This is a genomic window from Actinacidiphila sp. bgisy167 (assembly GCF_057707665.1).
Window position 1 is genome coordinate 45,086 of record NZ_JBYIQP010000022.1, and the last position, 15,869, is coordinate 60,954.

Sequence of the window (15,869 nt, forward strand, 5' to 3'; positions counted from 1 at the left end):
CGTGAGCGAGGCGTCAGAGGAGGGGGGTGAGGAAGCGCCGGAGGGCCTCCTCGTAGGTTGCCGGGTTGGCGTTCCACATGGCCGCGTGCGAGGCGCCGCTGACGGCGTGCAGGGTCACCAGGTCCGGGCGGTACCGTGCGAGTCGGCGGGACGGCCCCCACGGGGCGAGCGAGTCGTCGGGGCCGTGGAAGACGAGTGCCGGGACGTCCAGCCGCGAGGGGTGGGCGGCCTCGGCGATGCGCTCCGCGTGCAGGCCGGTACGGCCCTCGGCGGCACGGACGCCCAGCGGCAGCAACGCGCGGGGCGCGCCTCGCGCGGCGGCGACGGCACGGATCGTGGTCTGCCAGTCGAGCACCGGGGAGTCCAGGACCAGTCCCGACACCAGCGCGCGCAGTTGGGAGTGGCAGGCCGCCCGGAGCGCCATCGTCGCGCCTGTGGACCAGCCGAGCAGCACCAGCCGACGGGCGCCGTGCCGGACGGCGTAGCGCATGGCCGCGTCGAGGTCGCGCCACTCGGAGTCGCCGAGGTGGCCGATACGGTCCCATGAGCGCGGCGCTCCGTCGTCGTTGCGGTAGGAGAAGGCCAGCACGGGCAGCCGCAGGTCGGACAGGAACGTCATGAGGTTCATGCCGAGCTCGCGGGACGTGCCGAGGCCATGTGCGAGGACGACCCACGTGTCGCGGTCCCCGGGCACCAACCACGCCGGCAGCAAGCCGAGTTCGGCGGGGATCGCGGCGTCCTGGAACTGCAGGCCGAGGGCCGACCCGGGGGTGCCGATGTGCACCTGCGGGGTCAGCCGCAACTGGTCGCCCGCCGCTACGCCGCCGCGGTTGATGTGCAGCAGACGGCGGGTCACCGAGTCCGGGGCCGTCGAGAGCACCTCGCCGACGGTGGCGTGCGCCCCCGCGCCGATGAGGCCGTGCACACCGCGCCGGGCGGTGCCCAGCGTCCGGCTGAGAGTGATGTTCTCCGCGGTCACGGCGTGGACGGTGAGCGGGTCCGGGTCCACGCCATGGGCGGTCGGCCTCAGGGCAAGCTCGGAGACATGCCGCCCGGCCGCCACGGCGGCCGCCCCGGCACCGAACGCTGTCGTGGCGGCGAGTGCCGCCGCGGTGGTGAGGCGCATCGCTTCCAGTTTCCGCGCGCTCACCCCTGGCGGCCAGTGGGCGGGGCCGTCCGAGTCCGTTCAGGTCCGTCCCTGTTCCGCAGCCGTCCCGGCTCAGTCCCGCTCGTCCTCGTGGGCCTCGCGGGGCCTGGGGATGTCGGGGAGGGCCGTCCGGTGCTCGCTGTAGCCGTGAGGGCCGGACCCCGCGTGGCCGTCGCGCTCTTCCCCGCGGAGCTCGCGGGCCTCGTCGGCGCCCTGCTCCGAGTGCCCTTCGTCCTGCGGGAGCTCTCCCACCGCCTCGTTCGCGGACCGCCCGTACTGGCGCAGCTTCTCGGCGACCCTGGCGAGTTCGCGTTTGGACAGCAGCGAGGGCGAGAACCCGGCGACCGAGCGGGCGGCGAGCCAGACCTGGCACATCCACTCCAACTGGGCCGTACGGTCGTAGGCCTGCGCGAGATCATCGCCGTAGACGATGGTGCCGTGGTTGCGCAGCAGGCAGCCGGTGCGGTCGCGCAGCGCGCGCAGCACGTTGGCGGCCAGTTCCTCGCTGCCGTAGGTCGCGTAGTCGGCGACGCGTATCCGGCCGCCCAGCGCCGCGGCCATGTAGTGGATGGCGGGCAGTTCGTACAGGAGCGTGGAGACGGCGGTGGCGTGCACGGCGTGCGTGTGCACGACGGCGCCCGCGTCGGTGTGCCGGTAGATCGCCAGGTGCATCGCCAGCTCGCTCGTCGGGCGCAGCGTGCCGAGCACCTGCTCGCCGTCCAGGCCGACCCCGACCGTGTCGTCCGGGCCGAGGCGGTGGTAGGGCACCCCGCTGGGGGTGACGAGCACGAGGTCGTCGCCCAGCCGCACCGAGACATTGCCGGACGTACCGACCACGAGGCCGTCGTCCACGGAGCGGCGGGCCGTGTCCAGCAGTTCCGCCCAGGCCCGCGCCACCGTGTTCCGCACCGACATCCGTGCCACCTCCGAGCGTTGATCCTGACAGGTTGGCCGTTGCAGCCCGCTCTCGGGGCACAGTAACGTCCCGGCACACCTTCCGGACCGACCACGCACGGGAATTGCAGGAGCACCATGACCACCGTCAACGGCGGCATCTCCTTCTGGTACGCGACGTCAGGGATCCCCGTGCCGCGCGAGCCCCTGCCCGGCGACACCGCCGCCGACGTGTGCATCGTCGGTGGCGGTTACACCGGACTGTGGACCGCCTACTACCTGAAGAAGGCCGTGCCCTTCCTGCGGGTCGTCGTCCTGGAGCAGCGCTTCTGCGGCTACGGCGCCTCCGGCCGCAACGGCGGCTGGCTCTACAACGGCTTCGCCGGCCGCGACCGCTACGCCGCGCTGCACGGACGTGAGGCAGCCGTCGCCCTGCAGCGCGCGATGAACGCGACGGTGGACGAGGTGATCCGGGTCGCCGCCGAGGAGGGCATCGACGCGGACATCCACAAGGGCGGGGTGCTGGAGGTCGCGTACTCCCCCGCACAGTTGGCGCGGCTCAAGGCGTTCCACGAGACCGAGGTCGCCTTCGGCGAGAAGGACCGCCTGCTGCTGGGCGCGGCCGAGTCCGCCGCACGCGTCCGGGTCGCCGGGACGGCCGGCGGCACGTGGACGCCGCACGGAGCGCGCATCCACCCGGTGAAGCTGGTCCAGGGGCTGGCCCGGGCGGTGGAGGCGCTCGGCGTCGTCGTCCACGAGTCGACCCCGGTGACCGAGATCCGGCCGAAGCACGCGGTCACGCCGTTCGGGACGGTGCGCGCCCCCTACGTCCTGCGCTGCACGGAGGGCTTCACCGCCTCGCTCAAGGGCCAGAAGCGGTCGTGGCTGCCGATGAACTCCTCGATGATCGTGACGGAGCCGCTGCCCCGGGAGGTCTGGGACACCATCGGCTGGGAGGGCCGGGAGGCGCTCGGGGACATGGCGCACGCGTACATGTACGCGCAGCGCACCGCCGACGACCGGATCGCCGTCGGCGGCCGCGGGGTGCCGTACCGCTTCGGCTCGCGCACGGACAACGACGGCCGCACGCAGGCCGAGACGGTGGAGGCGCTGCGCGAGATCCTTGTGCGCTTCTTCCCCGCGACGGGGCGGGTGGCGATCGACCACGCCTGGTCCGGGGTGCTGGGAGTGCCGCGCGACTGGTGCGCGACCGTCGAGCTGGACCGTTCCACCGGCCTCGGCTGGGCCGGTGGCTACGTCGGCAGCGGCGTCGCGACGGCGAACCTCGCGGCGCGGACGCTGCGCGACCTCGTCCAGCTGGATTCCGGCCAGGCGCACGGAACGGAGCTGACGGCCCTGCCCTGGGTGCACCACCGCGTACGCCGCTGGGAGCCCGAGCCTTTCCGCTGGATCGGGGTGCACGGACTGTACGCGGCCTACCGCGCCGCCGACCGGCGGGAACAGGCAGGGCGCAGCGCACAGACCGACCCCGTCGCCCGCATCGCGGACCGCGTCTCGGGCCGCCACTGACAGGAGTACCGGGGCGGTTGGCCGGCGCCGACGCACCAGGCGCCGACGTGCCCGGTACCGGCGGGCGCGCGCCGTGCCGCACGTGCCGGTGCCCGGGACGCGGACGCACGGGGGCGAGGTGGCGGGGCCTGGGCCGGTTCGCGGTGGGCGGGCGGGTGCGTGGCGGGCGTCCAGGCTCCGGAAGGGGCCCGGTCGGCCGCGGGTCTCCGTCTCGTCGCCGTGGTGGAGTCAGCCACCACCCCTCCGCCGGGCGGTGAGCTCGCCTGCCCTGACCGGCGTCCGCGGTACGGCGGAAGAGGGCCCGATCCTGCGTGTCGTCGCATCCGGAAGGTGCGCCGACGGACCCCCGGGGGACCCGCCGTTCCCGCGCTGTGCCGCCCGTCGTGCGGCGGTGCGCCGGACCGGGTTCCCACGGGTGACCCGGGTCTCCTCCGGAGCGCCCTGAAGGGCCGACCGAAGCACATGAAAAGGAGCGAAAACCGGGCGAAGTACAGCGCGGGCCACGCCCTCCGCACACCCCGGCACCGCCGCGCCGCCCCTCGTTCACCTTCCGTTCATCCGAACTCCGTACGGTCGCCACGCCACTGTCCGATCGAACGAATGCCTGGGTCAATGGAACACATCACGCTCCTGATCGGAATCGTGATCATTACCGCACTCGTGTTCGACTTCACGAACGGTTTCCACGACACCGCCAATGCGATGGCGACCACCATCTCCACTGGCGCCCTGAAGCCCAAGACGGCGGTGGCCATGTCCGCCGTACTCAACCTCGTCGGTGCCTTTCTCTCCGTCGAGGTGGCCAAGACGATCTCCGGCGGCATCCTCGACGAGAGCACGGGCATCAAGCCCGAAGTGATCTTCGCAGGGCTCGTCGGCGCGATCGTCTGGAACCTGCTGACCTGGCTGGCGGGCCTCCCCTCCAGCTCCTCCCACGCTCTCTTCGGCGGCCTCATCGGCGCCTCCATCGCCTCGGCCGGATTCGACTCGGTCAACGGCGACGCGGTCGTCATGAAGGTCCTGATCCCGGCCGTCTGCGCCCCGGTGGTCGCCGGTGTCGCCTCGATGCTGGCGACCCGCCTGACCTACCGCCTCGGCCGCAACGCCGACCCGGCCGCCACGGCCAAGGGCTACCGGGCCGGACAGATCGCCTCGGCCGGCCTCGTCTCGCTCGCCCACGGCACCAACGACGCTCAGAAGACCATGGGTGTCATCACCCTCGCCCTGATCGCCGGCAACGTCGTCGCCCCCGACTCCGACCCGCCGCTGTGGGTCATCGTCTCGGCCGGCACGGCGATAGCACTCGGCACCTTCATCGGTGGCTGGCGGATCATCCGCACCATGGGCAAGGGCATCACCGACATCCAGCCGCCGCAGGGCTTCGCCGCCCAGACCGGTGCCGCGACCGTCATCCTGGCCTCCTCGCACCTCGGCTTCTCCCTCTCCACCACCCAGGTCTGCTCCGGCTCCGTCATGGGCGCGGGCCTCGGCCGCAAGGGCGGTGTCGTCCGCTGGAGCACGGCGGGCCGCATGTTCGCCGCGTGGGGGCTCACCCTGCCGGCCGCCGCTCTGGTCGGCGCGGGTGCCGCGCGCCTGGCCGATCAGGGCGACTGGGGCGTCACGATCGTCGCCGTCCTGGCGCTGGCCGCGTGCACCGCGATCTGGCTCGCCTCCCGCCGCAAGCCCGTCGACCACACCAACGTCAACGACGCCCACGACGAGGTCGAGGAGCCGGGCGTCATCACCACGGCGATCACCGCCGTGATCCCGCCGCCCGCGGGCCTGACCGCGACCGGCGCCGACACCGACCCCGCCCCGGCCTCCGCCTGACGGCGGCGCCGCACCGGCCCCGGAAGGAAGCACCATGCACATCGACTGGGCTGCCCTCGGCTCCGTCTTCGGCGTCAGCCTCGCCGTGACCGTCGGACTCGTCGGCCTGTTCACCCTCGGCATCCTCGGCCTGTCCAAGCAGGGCGGCGCCGGCAGCGGCGAGGCCGGAGCCCCTGCCGCGGGCGGCGGCACCGCTCTGGCCCGCGCCGGCGCCTACCTGTCCTTCGCGCTCTGCGCGGCGGCGGTGGCGTACGGGATCTATCTGATCGTCGCCTGAGGTCCCGGGGACCCCGTCGCCGGTGACGTCACCCCAGCTCCCGGCCTTCTGGCCATGAGCTGGGGTTTCCTCTTCTCCACAGGCTGTCGCGGTGAGTTGACGGGCCGAAGCGAGGCGTGGTGGTATCGGAGGCGCCAAACGGCGGCAGGAGAGGAAGTCCGGTGCGAATCCGGCGCGGTCCCGCCACTGTCACCGGGGAGCGGACCCCCGCCCATGGCCACGGCCCCGACAAGGGCTGGAAGGCCGGGGGTGCCGCCGATCCGGGAGCCAGGAGACTCTCGTCGCCGGTCACGTCGAACCAGGGCGCGGACCCTGAGTGAGGACTCCTGCGATGCGCGGCTCCGGCCGTTCACCTGACAGCGGCGCCGTGGCGCCGTGCGCCTTCGCCGCGGGCGCCGCCCTGGGCTGGCTCGCCGACCTCGCCCTCGCCGACCCGCGCCGCGGCCACCCCGTGGCGGTGTTCGGCAGCGCCGCCGCCGGGCTGGAGCGCATGCTGTGGCGCGACCACCGCGGCCGGGGCGCCCTGCACACCGCGCTGTGCGCCGGCGGCGCGGTGGCGGCGGCGGCAGCGCTGCAGCGCGCGGTACGCCGTTCCGGCGCCGCCTCCGTCGCCCTGACGACGGCGGCGACCTGGGCGGTGCTCGGCGGGACCTCCCTCGTCCGGGAGGCCCGCGCCATCGGTGCCGCCCTGTCCGCCGGCGACACGAAGGCGGCGCGCGAGCGGCTGCCCCGTCTGTGCGGCCGCGACCCGCTGGCGCTGGACGAGGCGCAGTTGGCGCGGGCGGTCGTGGAGTCCGTCGCGGAGAACACCTCGGACGCCGTCGTGGGCGCCCTGGTGTGGGGCGCGCTGGGCGGCGTCCCGGGGCTGGTGGGCTTCCGGGCGGTCAACACCCTCGACGCGATGGTGGGCCACAAGTCGCCGCGGCACCGGCGCTTCGGCTGGGCCGCGGCCCGGCTGGACGACGCGGCCGGCTACCCCGGGGCCCGGCTGACCGCCGCCCTCGCGGTACTCGCCGGGCCCGACCCCCGCGGGGCGTGGCGGACCTGGCGCAGGGACGGCGGCCGGCATCCCAGCCCCAACGCGGGGCCGGTCGAGGCCTCGTTCGCGGGGGCGTTGGGCGTACGCCTCGGGGGCACGCTCGCCTACGGCGGGCGGGTGGAGCACCGGCCCGTGCTCGGGGCGGGGAACCGCCCGGTCCAGGTTCGGGACATCGAACGGGCGGCCCGCCTGTCGCGGCGGGTCGGCGCGCTGGCGCTGGCCGTCACGGTGGGCGGCCGTCTGGCGTGGGGCGCGGTCGCCCGGAGTCGGAGGGGGCAGGTATGAGGGGCGGGGGCCTGCTGGTCGCCGGGACGACGTCGGACGCCGGCAAGAGCGTCGTCACTGCGGGGATCTGCCGGTGGCTGGTGCGGCAGGGCGTGTCCGTGGCGCCGTTCAAGGCGCAGAACATGTCGCTCAACTCGTACGTGACCCGCGAGGGCGCCGAGATCGGCCGGGCCCAGGCGATGCAGGCCCAGGCGGCGCGCGTGGAGCCCTCGGCCCTGATGAACCCGGTGCTGCTCAAGCCCGGCGGGGACCGGACGAGCCAGGTCGTCCTGCTGGGCCGCCCCGTGGGCGAGATGAGCGCGCGCGGCTACCACAACGGGAGCCGCGCGGAACTGCTGCGCACCGTCACGGACTGCCTGGAGGAGCTGCGCGGCCGGCACGACGCGGTGATCTGCGAGGGCGCCGGCAGTCCGGCCGAGATCAACCTGCGGCAGGGCGACATCGTCAACATGGGCCTGGCGCGGGCCGCCCGGCTCCCGGTGGTCGTGGTCGGCGACATCGACCGGGGCGGGGTCTTCGCCTCCTTCTTCGGGACGACGGCGCTGCTCGCGCCCGAGGACCAGGAGCTGGTCTGCGGCTACCTGGTCAACAAGTTCCGCGGCGACGTGTCCCTGCTGGAGCCGGGGCTCGAGATGCTGCGCGCGCTGACCGGGCGGCGCTTCTACGGGGTGCTGCCGTTCCGGCACGGCCTGGGCATCGACGAGGAGGACGGGCTGCGCATCTCGCTGCGCGGCGCCGTGCGCGAGTCGGACACGGCGCCGCCGCACGGCGAGGACGTCCTGCGGGTCGCCGTGGCGGCCGTCCCGCTGATGTCGAACTTCACCGACGTGGACGCGCTCGCCGCCGAGCCCGGTGTCCTCGTCCGCTTCGCCGACCGGCCGGAGGAGCTCGCCGACGCCGACCTCGTGGTGCTGCCCGGCACCCGGGGCACGGTCCGCGCATTGGAGTGGCTGCGGCAGCGCGGCCTGGCCGACGCGATCCTCCGCCGGGCCGCCAAGGGCCGCCCGGTGCTGGGCGTGTGCGGGGGCTTCCAAATGCTGGCCGAGACGATCGAGGACGACGTCGAGTCGCGGGCGGGCACGGTCCCCGGGCTCGGGCTGCTGCCGGTGCGGGTCCGCTTCGCCGCGGAGAAGACCCTGGCCCGACCTTCCGGAAAGGCGTACGGCGAACCCGTCGAGGGGTACGAGATCCACCACGGCGTCGCCGATGTGCGGGGCGGCGACGAGCCCTTCCTGGACGGCTGCCGCACCGGCGCGGTCTGGGGCACCCACTGGCACGGTTCCCTGGAGAGCGACGGCTTCCGCCGTGCCTTCCTGCGCCGGGTCGCGCAGGCCGCGGGACGGCGCTTCGTCCCCGCGCCCGACACCTCCTTCGGCGCGCTCCGCGAGGAGCAGCTGGACAGGCTGGGCGATCTGATCGAGGAGCACGCCGACACCGGCGCCCTGCTCCGCCTGATCGAGCAGGGCCCCCCTGCCGGGCTGCCCTTCGTCCCCCCGGGGGCACCGTGAGCACCCCACCGCCGCCCCGGAGCCGGGCCGTCCGTGAGCACCGCCGCAATGTCCGTTCGACCCAGGAGGCCGCGTGAGCACCCCTTACCCCTTCACCGCGATCGTCGGGATGGCGGACCTGCGGCTGGCGCTGCTGCTGAACGCGGTCAGCCCCGCGGTGGGCGGTGTGCTGGTGCGGGGTGAGAAGGGCACCGCCAAGTCCACCGCCGTGCGGGCGCTGTCGGCGCTGCTGCCGGCCGTCGAGGTCGTCCCCGGCTGCCGCTTCGGCTGCGACCCGGCGGCAGCGGACCCGGCGTGCCCGGACGGGCCGCACGGCCCTGACGCGGGCTCCGAGAGCCGGCCGGCGCGCATGGTGGAGTTGCCGGTCGGCGCGTCCGAGGACCGTCTCGTCGGCGCCTTGGACATCGAACGGGCCCTGGCGGAGGGCGTGAAGGCCTTCGAGCCGGGACTGCTGGCCGACGCGCACCGCGGTGTGCTCTACGTGGACGAGGTCAACCTCCTCCATGACCACCTGGTGGACCTGCTGCTGGACGCGGCGGCCATGGGCGCCTCCTACGTGGAGCGGGAGGGCGTGTCGGTGCGTCACGCCGCGCGCTTCCTGCTCGTCGGCACCATGAACCCCGAGGAGGGCGAGCTGCGGCCGCAGTTGCTGGACCGCTTCGGCCTCACGGTGGAGGTCGCGGCGTCGCGGGAGACCGACGAGCGGGTGGAGGTCGTCCGGCGGCGCCTCGCCTACGACGCGGACCCGGCCGGCTTCGCCGCCGCCTGGCAGGCGGAGGAGCGGGAGCTGCGGCAGCGCATCGCGACGGCGCGCGCGCTGCTCCCGTCGGTCTCGCTGGGCGACGGCGCGCTCCGCCAGATCGCGGCGACGTGCGCGGCCTTCGAGGTGGACGGGATGCGCGCGGACATCGTCATGGCGCGCACGGCGACCGCGCTCGCTGCCTGGGGCGGGAGGTCCGCGGTGACCGACGCGGACGTGCGCCGGGCGGCGCTGCTCGCGCTGCCGCACCGGCGCCGCCGCAATCCCTTCGACGCCCCGGGACTGGACGAGGACAAGCTCGACGAGACCCTGGAGCGCAACCGCGGCCGGGACGACGACCCGGACCCGGGCCCGGACGGCGGCGGGCCTGACGGCGGTGGTCCTGGCGGCGGTGGTCCTGACGGGGGCGGTGGCGGCGGCGCCCCGGACGCCTCCCCCGACACCTCACCGGACATCGCACGGCCCCGGGAGCCCGCGGATCCCGGACCCCAGGCGGAGGGCGCGGACGCCGCACCCGGCGCAGGGGACCGGGCCGCGGCGCCCGCGGCCGAGCCGTTCACGGCCCGCGCCCTGACCGTGCCCGGCCTCGGGGAGGGCGCGGCCGGCCGCCGCTCCCGGGCCCGCACCGCGCACGGCAGGACGACCGGCGCCCGGCGCCCCCGAGGCGCCCTGTCCAAGCTCCATCTGGCGGCCACCGTGCACGCCGCGGCCCCGCACCAGCGGGCGCGGGGGCGCGGCGGCCCGGGCCTGGTGATCCGCCGGGACGACCTGCGCGAGGCGGTCCGCGAGGGCCGCGAGGGCAACCTCGTGCTCTTCGTCGTCGACGCCTCGGGATCGATGGCCGCCCGGCAGCGAATGAGCGCGGTCAAGGGCGCGGTGCTGTCGCTGCTGCTCGACGCCTACCAGCGGCGCGACAAGGTCGGCCTGATCACCTTCCGCGGCGCGACGGCGGAGCTGGCCCTGCCGCCGACCTCGTCGGTCGACGCGGGCGCGGCGCGCCTGGAGAAGCTGCCGACCGGCGGCCGCACCCCGCTGGCCGCCGGGCTGCTGAAGGCGCACGAGGTGCTGCGCGTGGAGCGGCTGCGGGACGCCTCGCGCCGCCCGCTGCTGGTCGTGGTCACCGACGGACGGGCGACCGGCGGCCCCGAGCCGGTCCGCACGGCCGGGCGCGCGGCGCGGCTGCTGGCGGCCGAGGGCACCGCCGCGGTGGTCGTCGACTGCGAGTCGGGGCCGGTGCGGCTGGGGCTCGCGGGCGAGCTGGCGCGCGAACTGCACGGTGCCGCCGTGACATTGGAGGAGCTGCGCGCGGACAGCGTCGCGGCACTGGTACGGGATGTACGGAGGGCCGCGTAATGCCACAGGGACAGCCGAGCGTCGTGCCGCAGGACGGCCTCACCACCCGTCAGCGCCGCAACCGGCCGCTGGTGATGGTGCACACCGGCACCGGCAAGGGGAAGTCCACCGCCGCCTTCGGTCTGGCGCTGCGGGCCTGGAACCAGGGCTGGCCTGTCGGGGTGTTCCAGTTCGTCAAGTCCGCCAAGTGGAAGGTCGGGGAGGAACGGGCGCTGCGCGTGCTCGGTGACTCCGGCGAGGGCGGCACCGTCGCCTGGCACAAGATGGGCGAGGGCTGGTCCTGGGTGCAGCGGGACATCTCCGAGAGCGAGGAGGCCGCGCGCGAGGGCTGGGAGCAGGTCAAGCGGGACCTTGCCGCCGAGACCTACCGGCTGTACGTGTTGGACGAGTTCGCCTACCCGCTGCACTGGGGGTGGATCGACACCGGCGAGGTGGTCTCGGTGCTCCGCGACCGGCCCGGCACCCAGCACGTCGTCATCACCGGACGCAACGCGCCGGCTCCGCTGCTGGACTTCGCGGACCTGGTCACCGAGATGGGCAAGGTCAAGCACCCGATGGACGCCGGCCAGAAGGGCCAGAAGGGCATCGAGTGGTAGCCCGGCTCGTCGTCGCGGCCCCTGCCTCGGGGAGCGGCAAGACCACCGTCGCGACGGGGCTGATGGCGGCCTTCGCCGAGGCCGGCCTCGCGGTCTCCCCGCACAAGATGGGCCCCGACTACATCGACCCCGGCTACCACGCCCTGGCCACCGGCCGCCCGGGCCGCAACCTGGACGCGTACATGTGCGGTCCGGAGCGGATCGCACCGCTGTTCCTGCACGGCGCGCGGGGCGCGGACGTGGCTGTCGTGGAGGGCGTGATGGGGCTCTTCGACGGCGCCTCGGGGATGGGGGAACTGGCCTCCACCGCGCATGTGGCGAAGCTGCTGCGGGCGCCGGTGGTCCTGGTGGTGGACGCCTCGTCGCAGTCCCGTTCGGTGGCGGCGCTGGTGCACGGCTTCGCCTCGTGGGACCCGCAGGTGCGGGTCGCCGGCGTCATCCTCAACAAGGTCGGCTCCGACCGGCACGAGGAGCTGCTGCGCGACGCCCTGGACGGCGCGGGCGTGCCCGTGCTGGGGGCCCTGCGGCGCGACGCGGCGGTCGGCACCCCGTCCCGTCACCTGGGTCTGGTCCCGGTCGCGGAGCGGCACGCGGACGCCGTCGAGGCCGTGCGGACGCTGGCCGCCCGGGTCCGGGCAGGCTGCGACCTGGAGGCACTGCTGGCGCTGGCGCGCAGCGCTCCCCCGCTCGCGGACGGGCCCTGGGACCCGGAGGAGGCGGCGGCCGGGGCTGCGCCGCCGGGCGCCCGGCCGGTGGTCGCGGTGGCGGGCGGGGCGGCGTTCACCTTCTCCTACACCGAACACGTCGAACTCCTCTCCTCGGCGGGGGCGGAGGTCGTCACCTTCGACCCGCTGCACGACGAGCGGCTGCCGGACGGAGCGTCGGGACTGGTCATAGGCGGCGGCTTCCCCGAGATGTACGCCCCCGAGCTGTCCGCCAACGCGCCGCTGCGCGAGGCTGTCGCCGCCTTCGCCGGGCCGGTGACCGCGGAGTGCGCGGGGCTGCTCTACCTCGGGCGGGAACTGGACGGACGTCCCATGTGCGGGGTGCTGGACACCACGGCCCGCATGGCGGACCGGTTGACCCTGGGCTACCGCGAGGCGGTCGCGATCGCCGACAACGCGCTGGCGGCCGCCGGGACCCGGGTGCGCGGCCACGAGTTCCACCGCACCGTCGTGGAGCCCGCCGCCGGGGCCACGCCGGCCTGGGGCGTCATCCGGCCGGAGCGGCGGGTGGAGGGTTTCGTGCAGGACGGCGTCCACGCGTCGTACCTGCACGTCCACTGGGCGGCCGAACCCGCACTGGCGCGGCGGTTCGTCGCTTCCTGCGCGGCCGGCGCGGGCGCGGCCCCGTGAGGGTCGTCGTCGGCGTCGGGGCGGGCCGCGGTGTGGCGGCGGCCGATGTGCTCGCGCTCCTCGGGTCGGTGCTCGACGAGGCCGGGGTACCGCGGTCCTGCGTCACGGCGCTGGCGAGCGTGGACGCCAAGGCGGGTGAGCCCGGCCTCCTCGAGGCGGCGGCGCGGCTGGGCGTCCCCCTGGTGACGTTCGACGCGTCCGCGCTGGCCGCGGTCGACGTGCCGAGTCCCTCGTCTGCGTCGCTGGCCGCGGTCGGCACGCCCTCCGTGGCGGAGGCGGCGGCGCTGGCCGCGACGGACGGCGGCGAACTGCTGGTGCCGAAGCGGACGTCCGGGCCCGGGGATGGCGCGGCGCGGGCGACGGCGGCGGTGGCGCGGCACCGCACGCCCGAACCCGGCGTACGCGGCGCACACGGCATGGACGGCACGACGCAGGAGACGGCACCATGCTGAGACCCCCACTCCCGCCCCCGGACGCACTCGAGCGGCGCGTCGACGCCGCGCTGGGCGGCGGCCCCGGCACACCGGCCGACCGGGCGGCGACCATGGTGCTGCTGGTCGGCGCCGGCTCGCCCGAGGCCGCGGACAACGCCGAAGTGGCCCGTATCGCACGGCTGCTGTGGGAGGGCGGCGGCTACGCGGGCGTGGAGGCGGCCTTCCTGACGACGGCGGCGCCGGACGTGCCTGCGGGCCTGGAACGCTGCGCGCGGCTCGGCGGCCGCCGGATCGTCGTGCTCACCTGCTTCCCCGCGGACGCAGGGGCCGAGGAGCAGACCTCGCGGCTGGTGGAGGACTGGGCGGGCGCCCGTCTTGAGGTCGAGGTACGGCACGCGCCGCCCGCCGGCGGCGAGAATCACGGCAGGCCCGCAGGCCCGGTGCCGGCCGATCACGCCGACGACCACGACCTACGGCACCATGGCGACGCCGAGGTCCGGGACGGCGGCGTCGGCCTCACCGACCTGGCCGTCAACGTGCGTGCCGGCACGCCCCCGCCGTGGCTCAAGCGACGCCTCGCCGCCACCCTCGACGGACTGGCCGGTTACCCCGACGACCGCGCCGCACACCGAGCGGTCGCCGCCCGCCATGGCCGCCGGGTGGATGAGGTGCTGCTCACGGCGGGTGCCGCGGAGGCGTTCGTCCTGCTGGCCCGCACCACCCGGGCCCGGCACGCGGTCGTCGTGCACCCGCAGTTCACCGAGCCCGAGGCGGCACTGCGCGACGCCGGGCATCCTGTCCACCGCGTCCTGCTGCGAGCGGAGGACGGCTTCCGACTCGACCCGGCTGCGGTCCCCGACGACGCCGATCTGGTGGTCGTCGGCAATCCGACCAACCCCACCTCGGTACTGCATCCCGCGGCGGACCTCGCCCGCCTGGCCAGGCCGGGCCGCACCCTCGTCGTCGACGAGGCGTTCATGGACGCGGTCCCCGGTGAACCCGAGAGTCTCGCCGCCCGCCGCGACCTTCCCGGTCTGGTGGTGCTGCGCAGCCTCACCAAGACCTGGGGGCTGGCCGGCCTGCGCGTCGGCTATGTCCTCGGGGACCGCGAACGGGTGGCGGCGCTGCGCCGCGCACAGCCCCTGTGGGCGGTCTCGACGCCCGGCCTCGCCGCAGCCGAGGCCTGCTGCGCTCCCGCGGCCCTCGCGGAGGCGGCGGAGGCGGCCCGCCGTGTCGCCGCCCACCGCGACCACCTGCTGCGCCGGCTCGCCAAGTTCGACGGCATCGAGGTCGCGGGCCCCGCACAGGGTCCCTTCGTACTGCTGCGCCTCCCCGAGGCGGCCTGCGTCCGCGACCGCCTGCGGGACCTCGGTTTCGCCGTCCGTCGCGCCGACACCTTCCCCGGTCTGTCCCCCGACTGGCTCCGCCTCGCCGTCCGGGATCCCGCCACGACCGACCGCTTCGCGACCGCCCTGTCGAAGGCGCTGTCGTAGGCATTGTCGTAGGCATTGTCGTAGGCGCTGGTAAGCCCGGCCGGTCGAGGCCCGAGCACGCCGTCGTGCCGTCGGCGGCGTCGGTGGCATCGGTGCCCTCGCCGGTCGTCCTGGGCGCCGCCCGCTCTCGTGGGCCGGCTCCGCCAGGCGCGTCCTGACGACCGGTCAGCACGTGGAGGGCGACTCCGGACACTTGGCCGCCCTCCACGTCCCCCTGACCCCGCCGCCGGGGGTCGCCCGGATTCGTCAGTCCCGGGTGCTCTCGGCCGCCGCCTTGCGACGGGTCGCGCGGACCGCGAGGAAGCCCGCGGCGAGCAGCAGCACCGAACCGCCCGCGAGATACGGGGTCATGGAGCTGCTGCCGGTCTCGGCGAGGTCGCCTGCGGTCGCGGGCGCGGCCTGCGGGGACTGGTCGGCGCGCGCGGACTCCGACGGCGCGGGCGACTCCGAGGGCTCGGTGGACGGCGAGGGCTGCTCGGACCCGCCGCCCGTCTGCGGCTCCTGACCGCTGCCGCCGCTGCCGGATCCGCCACCGCTGCTGCCGCCGTTGTCGCCGCCACCATGGTCGCCACCGCCACCGCCGTGCCCGCCCCGGCGGGGCGTCTCGCAGGTGGCCTCGGCGAGGGTGACGGTGCCGCTCACCTCGGCGACGCCGAGCTTGAGCGGGTTCACCTCCACCGACAGTTCCAGTGCGGTGGCGGCGGCGCCGCGCGAGGTGACGGTCCTCTCGGCGAGTTCGAGGCGGACCTCGCCCACGCCGGGCACCTCCACCCGGGTCGGGCCGCCTGCCGAGACGTCGACGCGCTTGCCGAGGACGACGACGTGGCCGGGCAGTTCGACGTCGGCGACCGGCCTGCGGCCGGCCTCGCACGTGGCGCGCGCGGAGATCAGGTCGGCCTTGATGAGCCCGAGGAGCGGCAGTCCGGGCAGATTGACGCGCGCCTTGACGAGCTTGGCGAAGCCCTCCGCCTTGCGGCGGTCGGCGGTGGCCCGGGCGGTGGCGACCTCGGCGCGCAGGACGCTGAACGGCCTGCCATGGTCGACCCCGTCGAGGGTGGCGGTGAGCGCGGTCTCGTCGGCGCTCGCCGGTGCGTGCACCTCGTTGAGCGTCAGGGTCAGCGGCACGTCGACGGACTTGCGGAGCAGCGAGACATCCAGGTCGGTGCGCAGGACGACCGCACCGGCCTTGCCGGACGAGCTGTTGGTCCCCCCGGTCGCGGCGGCCGGGGACGCGGGCCCCAGCGCGAGGGCGCCAGCCGCCATCGCGACGGCGGCTCCCAGCGCGGCGGCGGGACGGCGCGCGGGCATGCTGAAGGGAGAGCTGGACAAGTGGAAAACCCCCAAAATGGTCATGGAGTCGCCACAGCG

12 protein-coding genes, 1 pseudogene and 1 riboswitch are annotated in these 15,869 nt (G+C 75.3%); of the genes and pseudogenes, 10 read left to right on the top strand and 3 right to left on the bottom strand.

Annotated features, from left to right (window positions below; genetic code table 11):
• Positions 1–13: 13 nt before the first annotated feature.
• Together AC3ET4_RS11630 and AC3ET4_RS11635 are read right to left on the bottom strand one after the other, a co-directional pair.
• Positions 14–1,126 carry an alpha/beta hydrolase gene (locus tag AC3ET4_RS11630; RefSeq protein ID WP_431948618.1) on the bottom strand — a complete coding sequence of 371 codons (1,113 nt, stop codon included), beginning with the start codon at positions 1,124–1,126 and terminating at the stop codon, positions 14–16.
• Between the two features lie 288 nt (positions 1,127–1,414).
• Positions 1,415–2,062: pseudogene (locus AC3ET4_RS11635) on the bottom strand (class II aldolase/adducin family protein); the annotation flags it as partial.
• Positions 2,063–2,179: 117 nt separating this feature from the next.
• Here AC3ET4_RS11635 and AC3ET4_RS11640 point away from each other — a divergent pair.
• The 10 genes from AC3ET4_RS11640 (at position 2,180) to cobC (ending at position 14,501) form a co-directional block, all read left to right on the top strand.
• On the top strand, positions 2,180–3,571 hold the full coding sequence (locus tag AC3ET4_RS11640; protein WP_431948619.1) for an NAD(P)/FAD-dependent oxidoreductase: 1,392 nt from the start codon (positions 2,180–2,182) through the stop codon (positions 3,569–3,571).
• A 612-nt stretch (positions 3,572–4,183) separates the two neighbouring features.
• Positions 4,184–5,401, top strand: a complete 1,218-nt coding sequence (locus AC3ET4_RS11645) for an inorganic phosphate transporter (protein WP_431948620.1) — start codon at positions 4,184–4,186, stop codon at positions 5,399–5,401.
• 34 nt (positions 5,402–5,435) lie between these two features.
• On the top strand, positions 5,436–5,678 hold the full coding sequence (locus AC3ET4_RS11650; protein ID WP_431948621.1) for a hypothetical protein: 243 nt from the start codon (positions 5,436–5,438) through the stop codon (positions 5,676–5,678).
• A gap of 151 nt (positions 5,679–5,829) precedes the next feature.
• Positions 5,830–5,955: riboswitch (cobalamin riboswitch) on the top strand.
• Between the two features lie 54 nt (positions 5,956–6,009).
• Complete coding sequence (locus AC3ET4_RS11655) at positions 6,010–7,002, top strand: cobalamin biosynthesis protein (RefSeq protein WP_431948622.1); 993 nt, start codon at positions 6,010–6,012, stop codon at positions 7,000–7,002.
• Positions 6,999–8,510, top strand: a complete 1,512-nt coding sequence (locus AC3ET4_RS11660) for a cobyric acid synthase (RefSeq protein WP_431948623.1) — start codon at positions 6,999–7,001, stop codon at positions 8,508–8,510. The genes AC3ET4_RS11655 and AC3ET4_RS11660 overlap by 4 nt, the downstream gene beginning before the upstream one ends.
• A 73-nt stretch (positions 8,511–8,583) precedes the next feature.
• Positions 8,584–10,623 carry a putative cobaltochelatase gene (locus AC3ET4_RS11665; protein ID WP_431948624.1) on the top strand — a complete coding sequence of 680 codons (2,040 nt, stop codon included), beginning with the start codon at positions 8,584–8,586 and terminating at the stop codon, positions 10,621–10,623.
• Complete coding sequence (gene cobO / locus AC3ET4_RS11670) at positions 10,623–11,219, top strand: cob(I)yrinic acid a,c-diamide adenosyltransferase (RefSeq protein ID WP_431948625.1); 597 nt, start codon at positions 10,623–10,625, stop codon at positions 11,217–11,219. The genes AC3ET4_RS11665 and cobO overlap by 1 nt, the downstream gene beginning before the upstream one ends.
• The gene (locus AC3ET4_RS11675; protein ID WP_431948626.1) at positions 11,213–12,574 is read left to right on the top strand and encodes a cobyrinic acid a,c-diamide synthase CobB; all 1,362 of its coding nucleotides are present in this window, start codon (positions 11,213–11,215) and stop codon (positions 12,572–12,574) included. Before cobO ends, AC3ET4_RS11675 begins: the two co-directional genes overlap by 7 nt.
• A complete protein-coding gene (locus AC3ET4_RS11680; RefSeq protein WP_431948627.1) occupies positions 12,571–13,026 on the top strand; it encodes a cobalamin biosynthesis protein in 456 nt (151 codons plus the stop codon). The genes AC3ET4_RS11675 and AC3ET4_RS11680 overlap by 4 nt, the downstream gene beginning before the upstream one ends.
• Positions 13,027–13,118: 92 nt before the next feature.
• Entirely contained in the window at positions 13,119–14,501 is a 1,383-nt protein-coding gene (gene cobC, locus AC3ET4_RS11685) for an Rv2231c family histidinol phosphate aminotransferase CobC (RefSeq protein ID WP_431948657.1), read from the top strand.
• A gap of 246 nt (positions 14,502–14,747) precedes the next feature.
• Here cobC and AC3ET4_RS11690 read toward each other — a convergent pair whose 3' ends face one another.
• Positions 14,748–15,809, bottom strand: a complete 1,062-nt coding sequence (locus tag AC3ET4_RS11690) for an SCO1860 family LAETG-anchored protein (protein WP_431948658.1) — start codon at positions 15,807–15,809, stop codon at positions 14,748–14,750.
• Between the last annotated feature and the right edge of the window lie 60 nt (positions 15,810–15,869).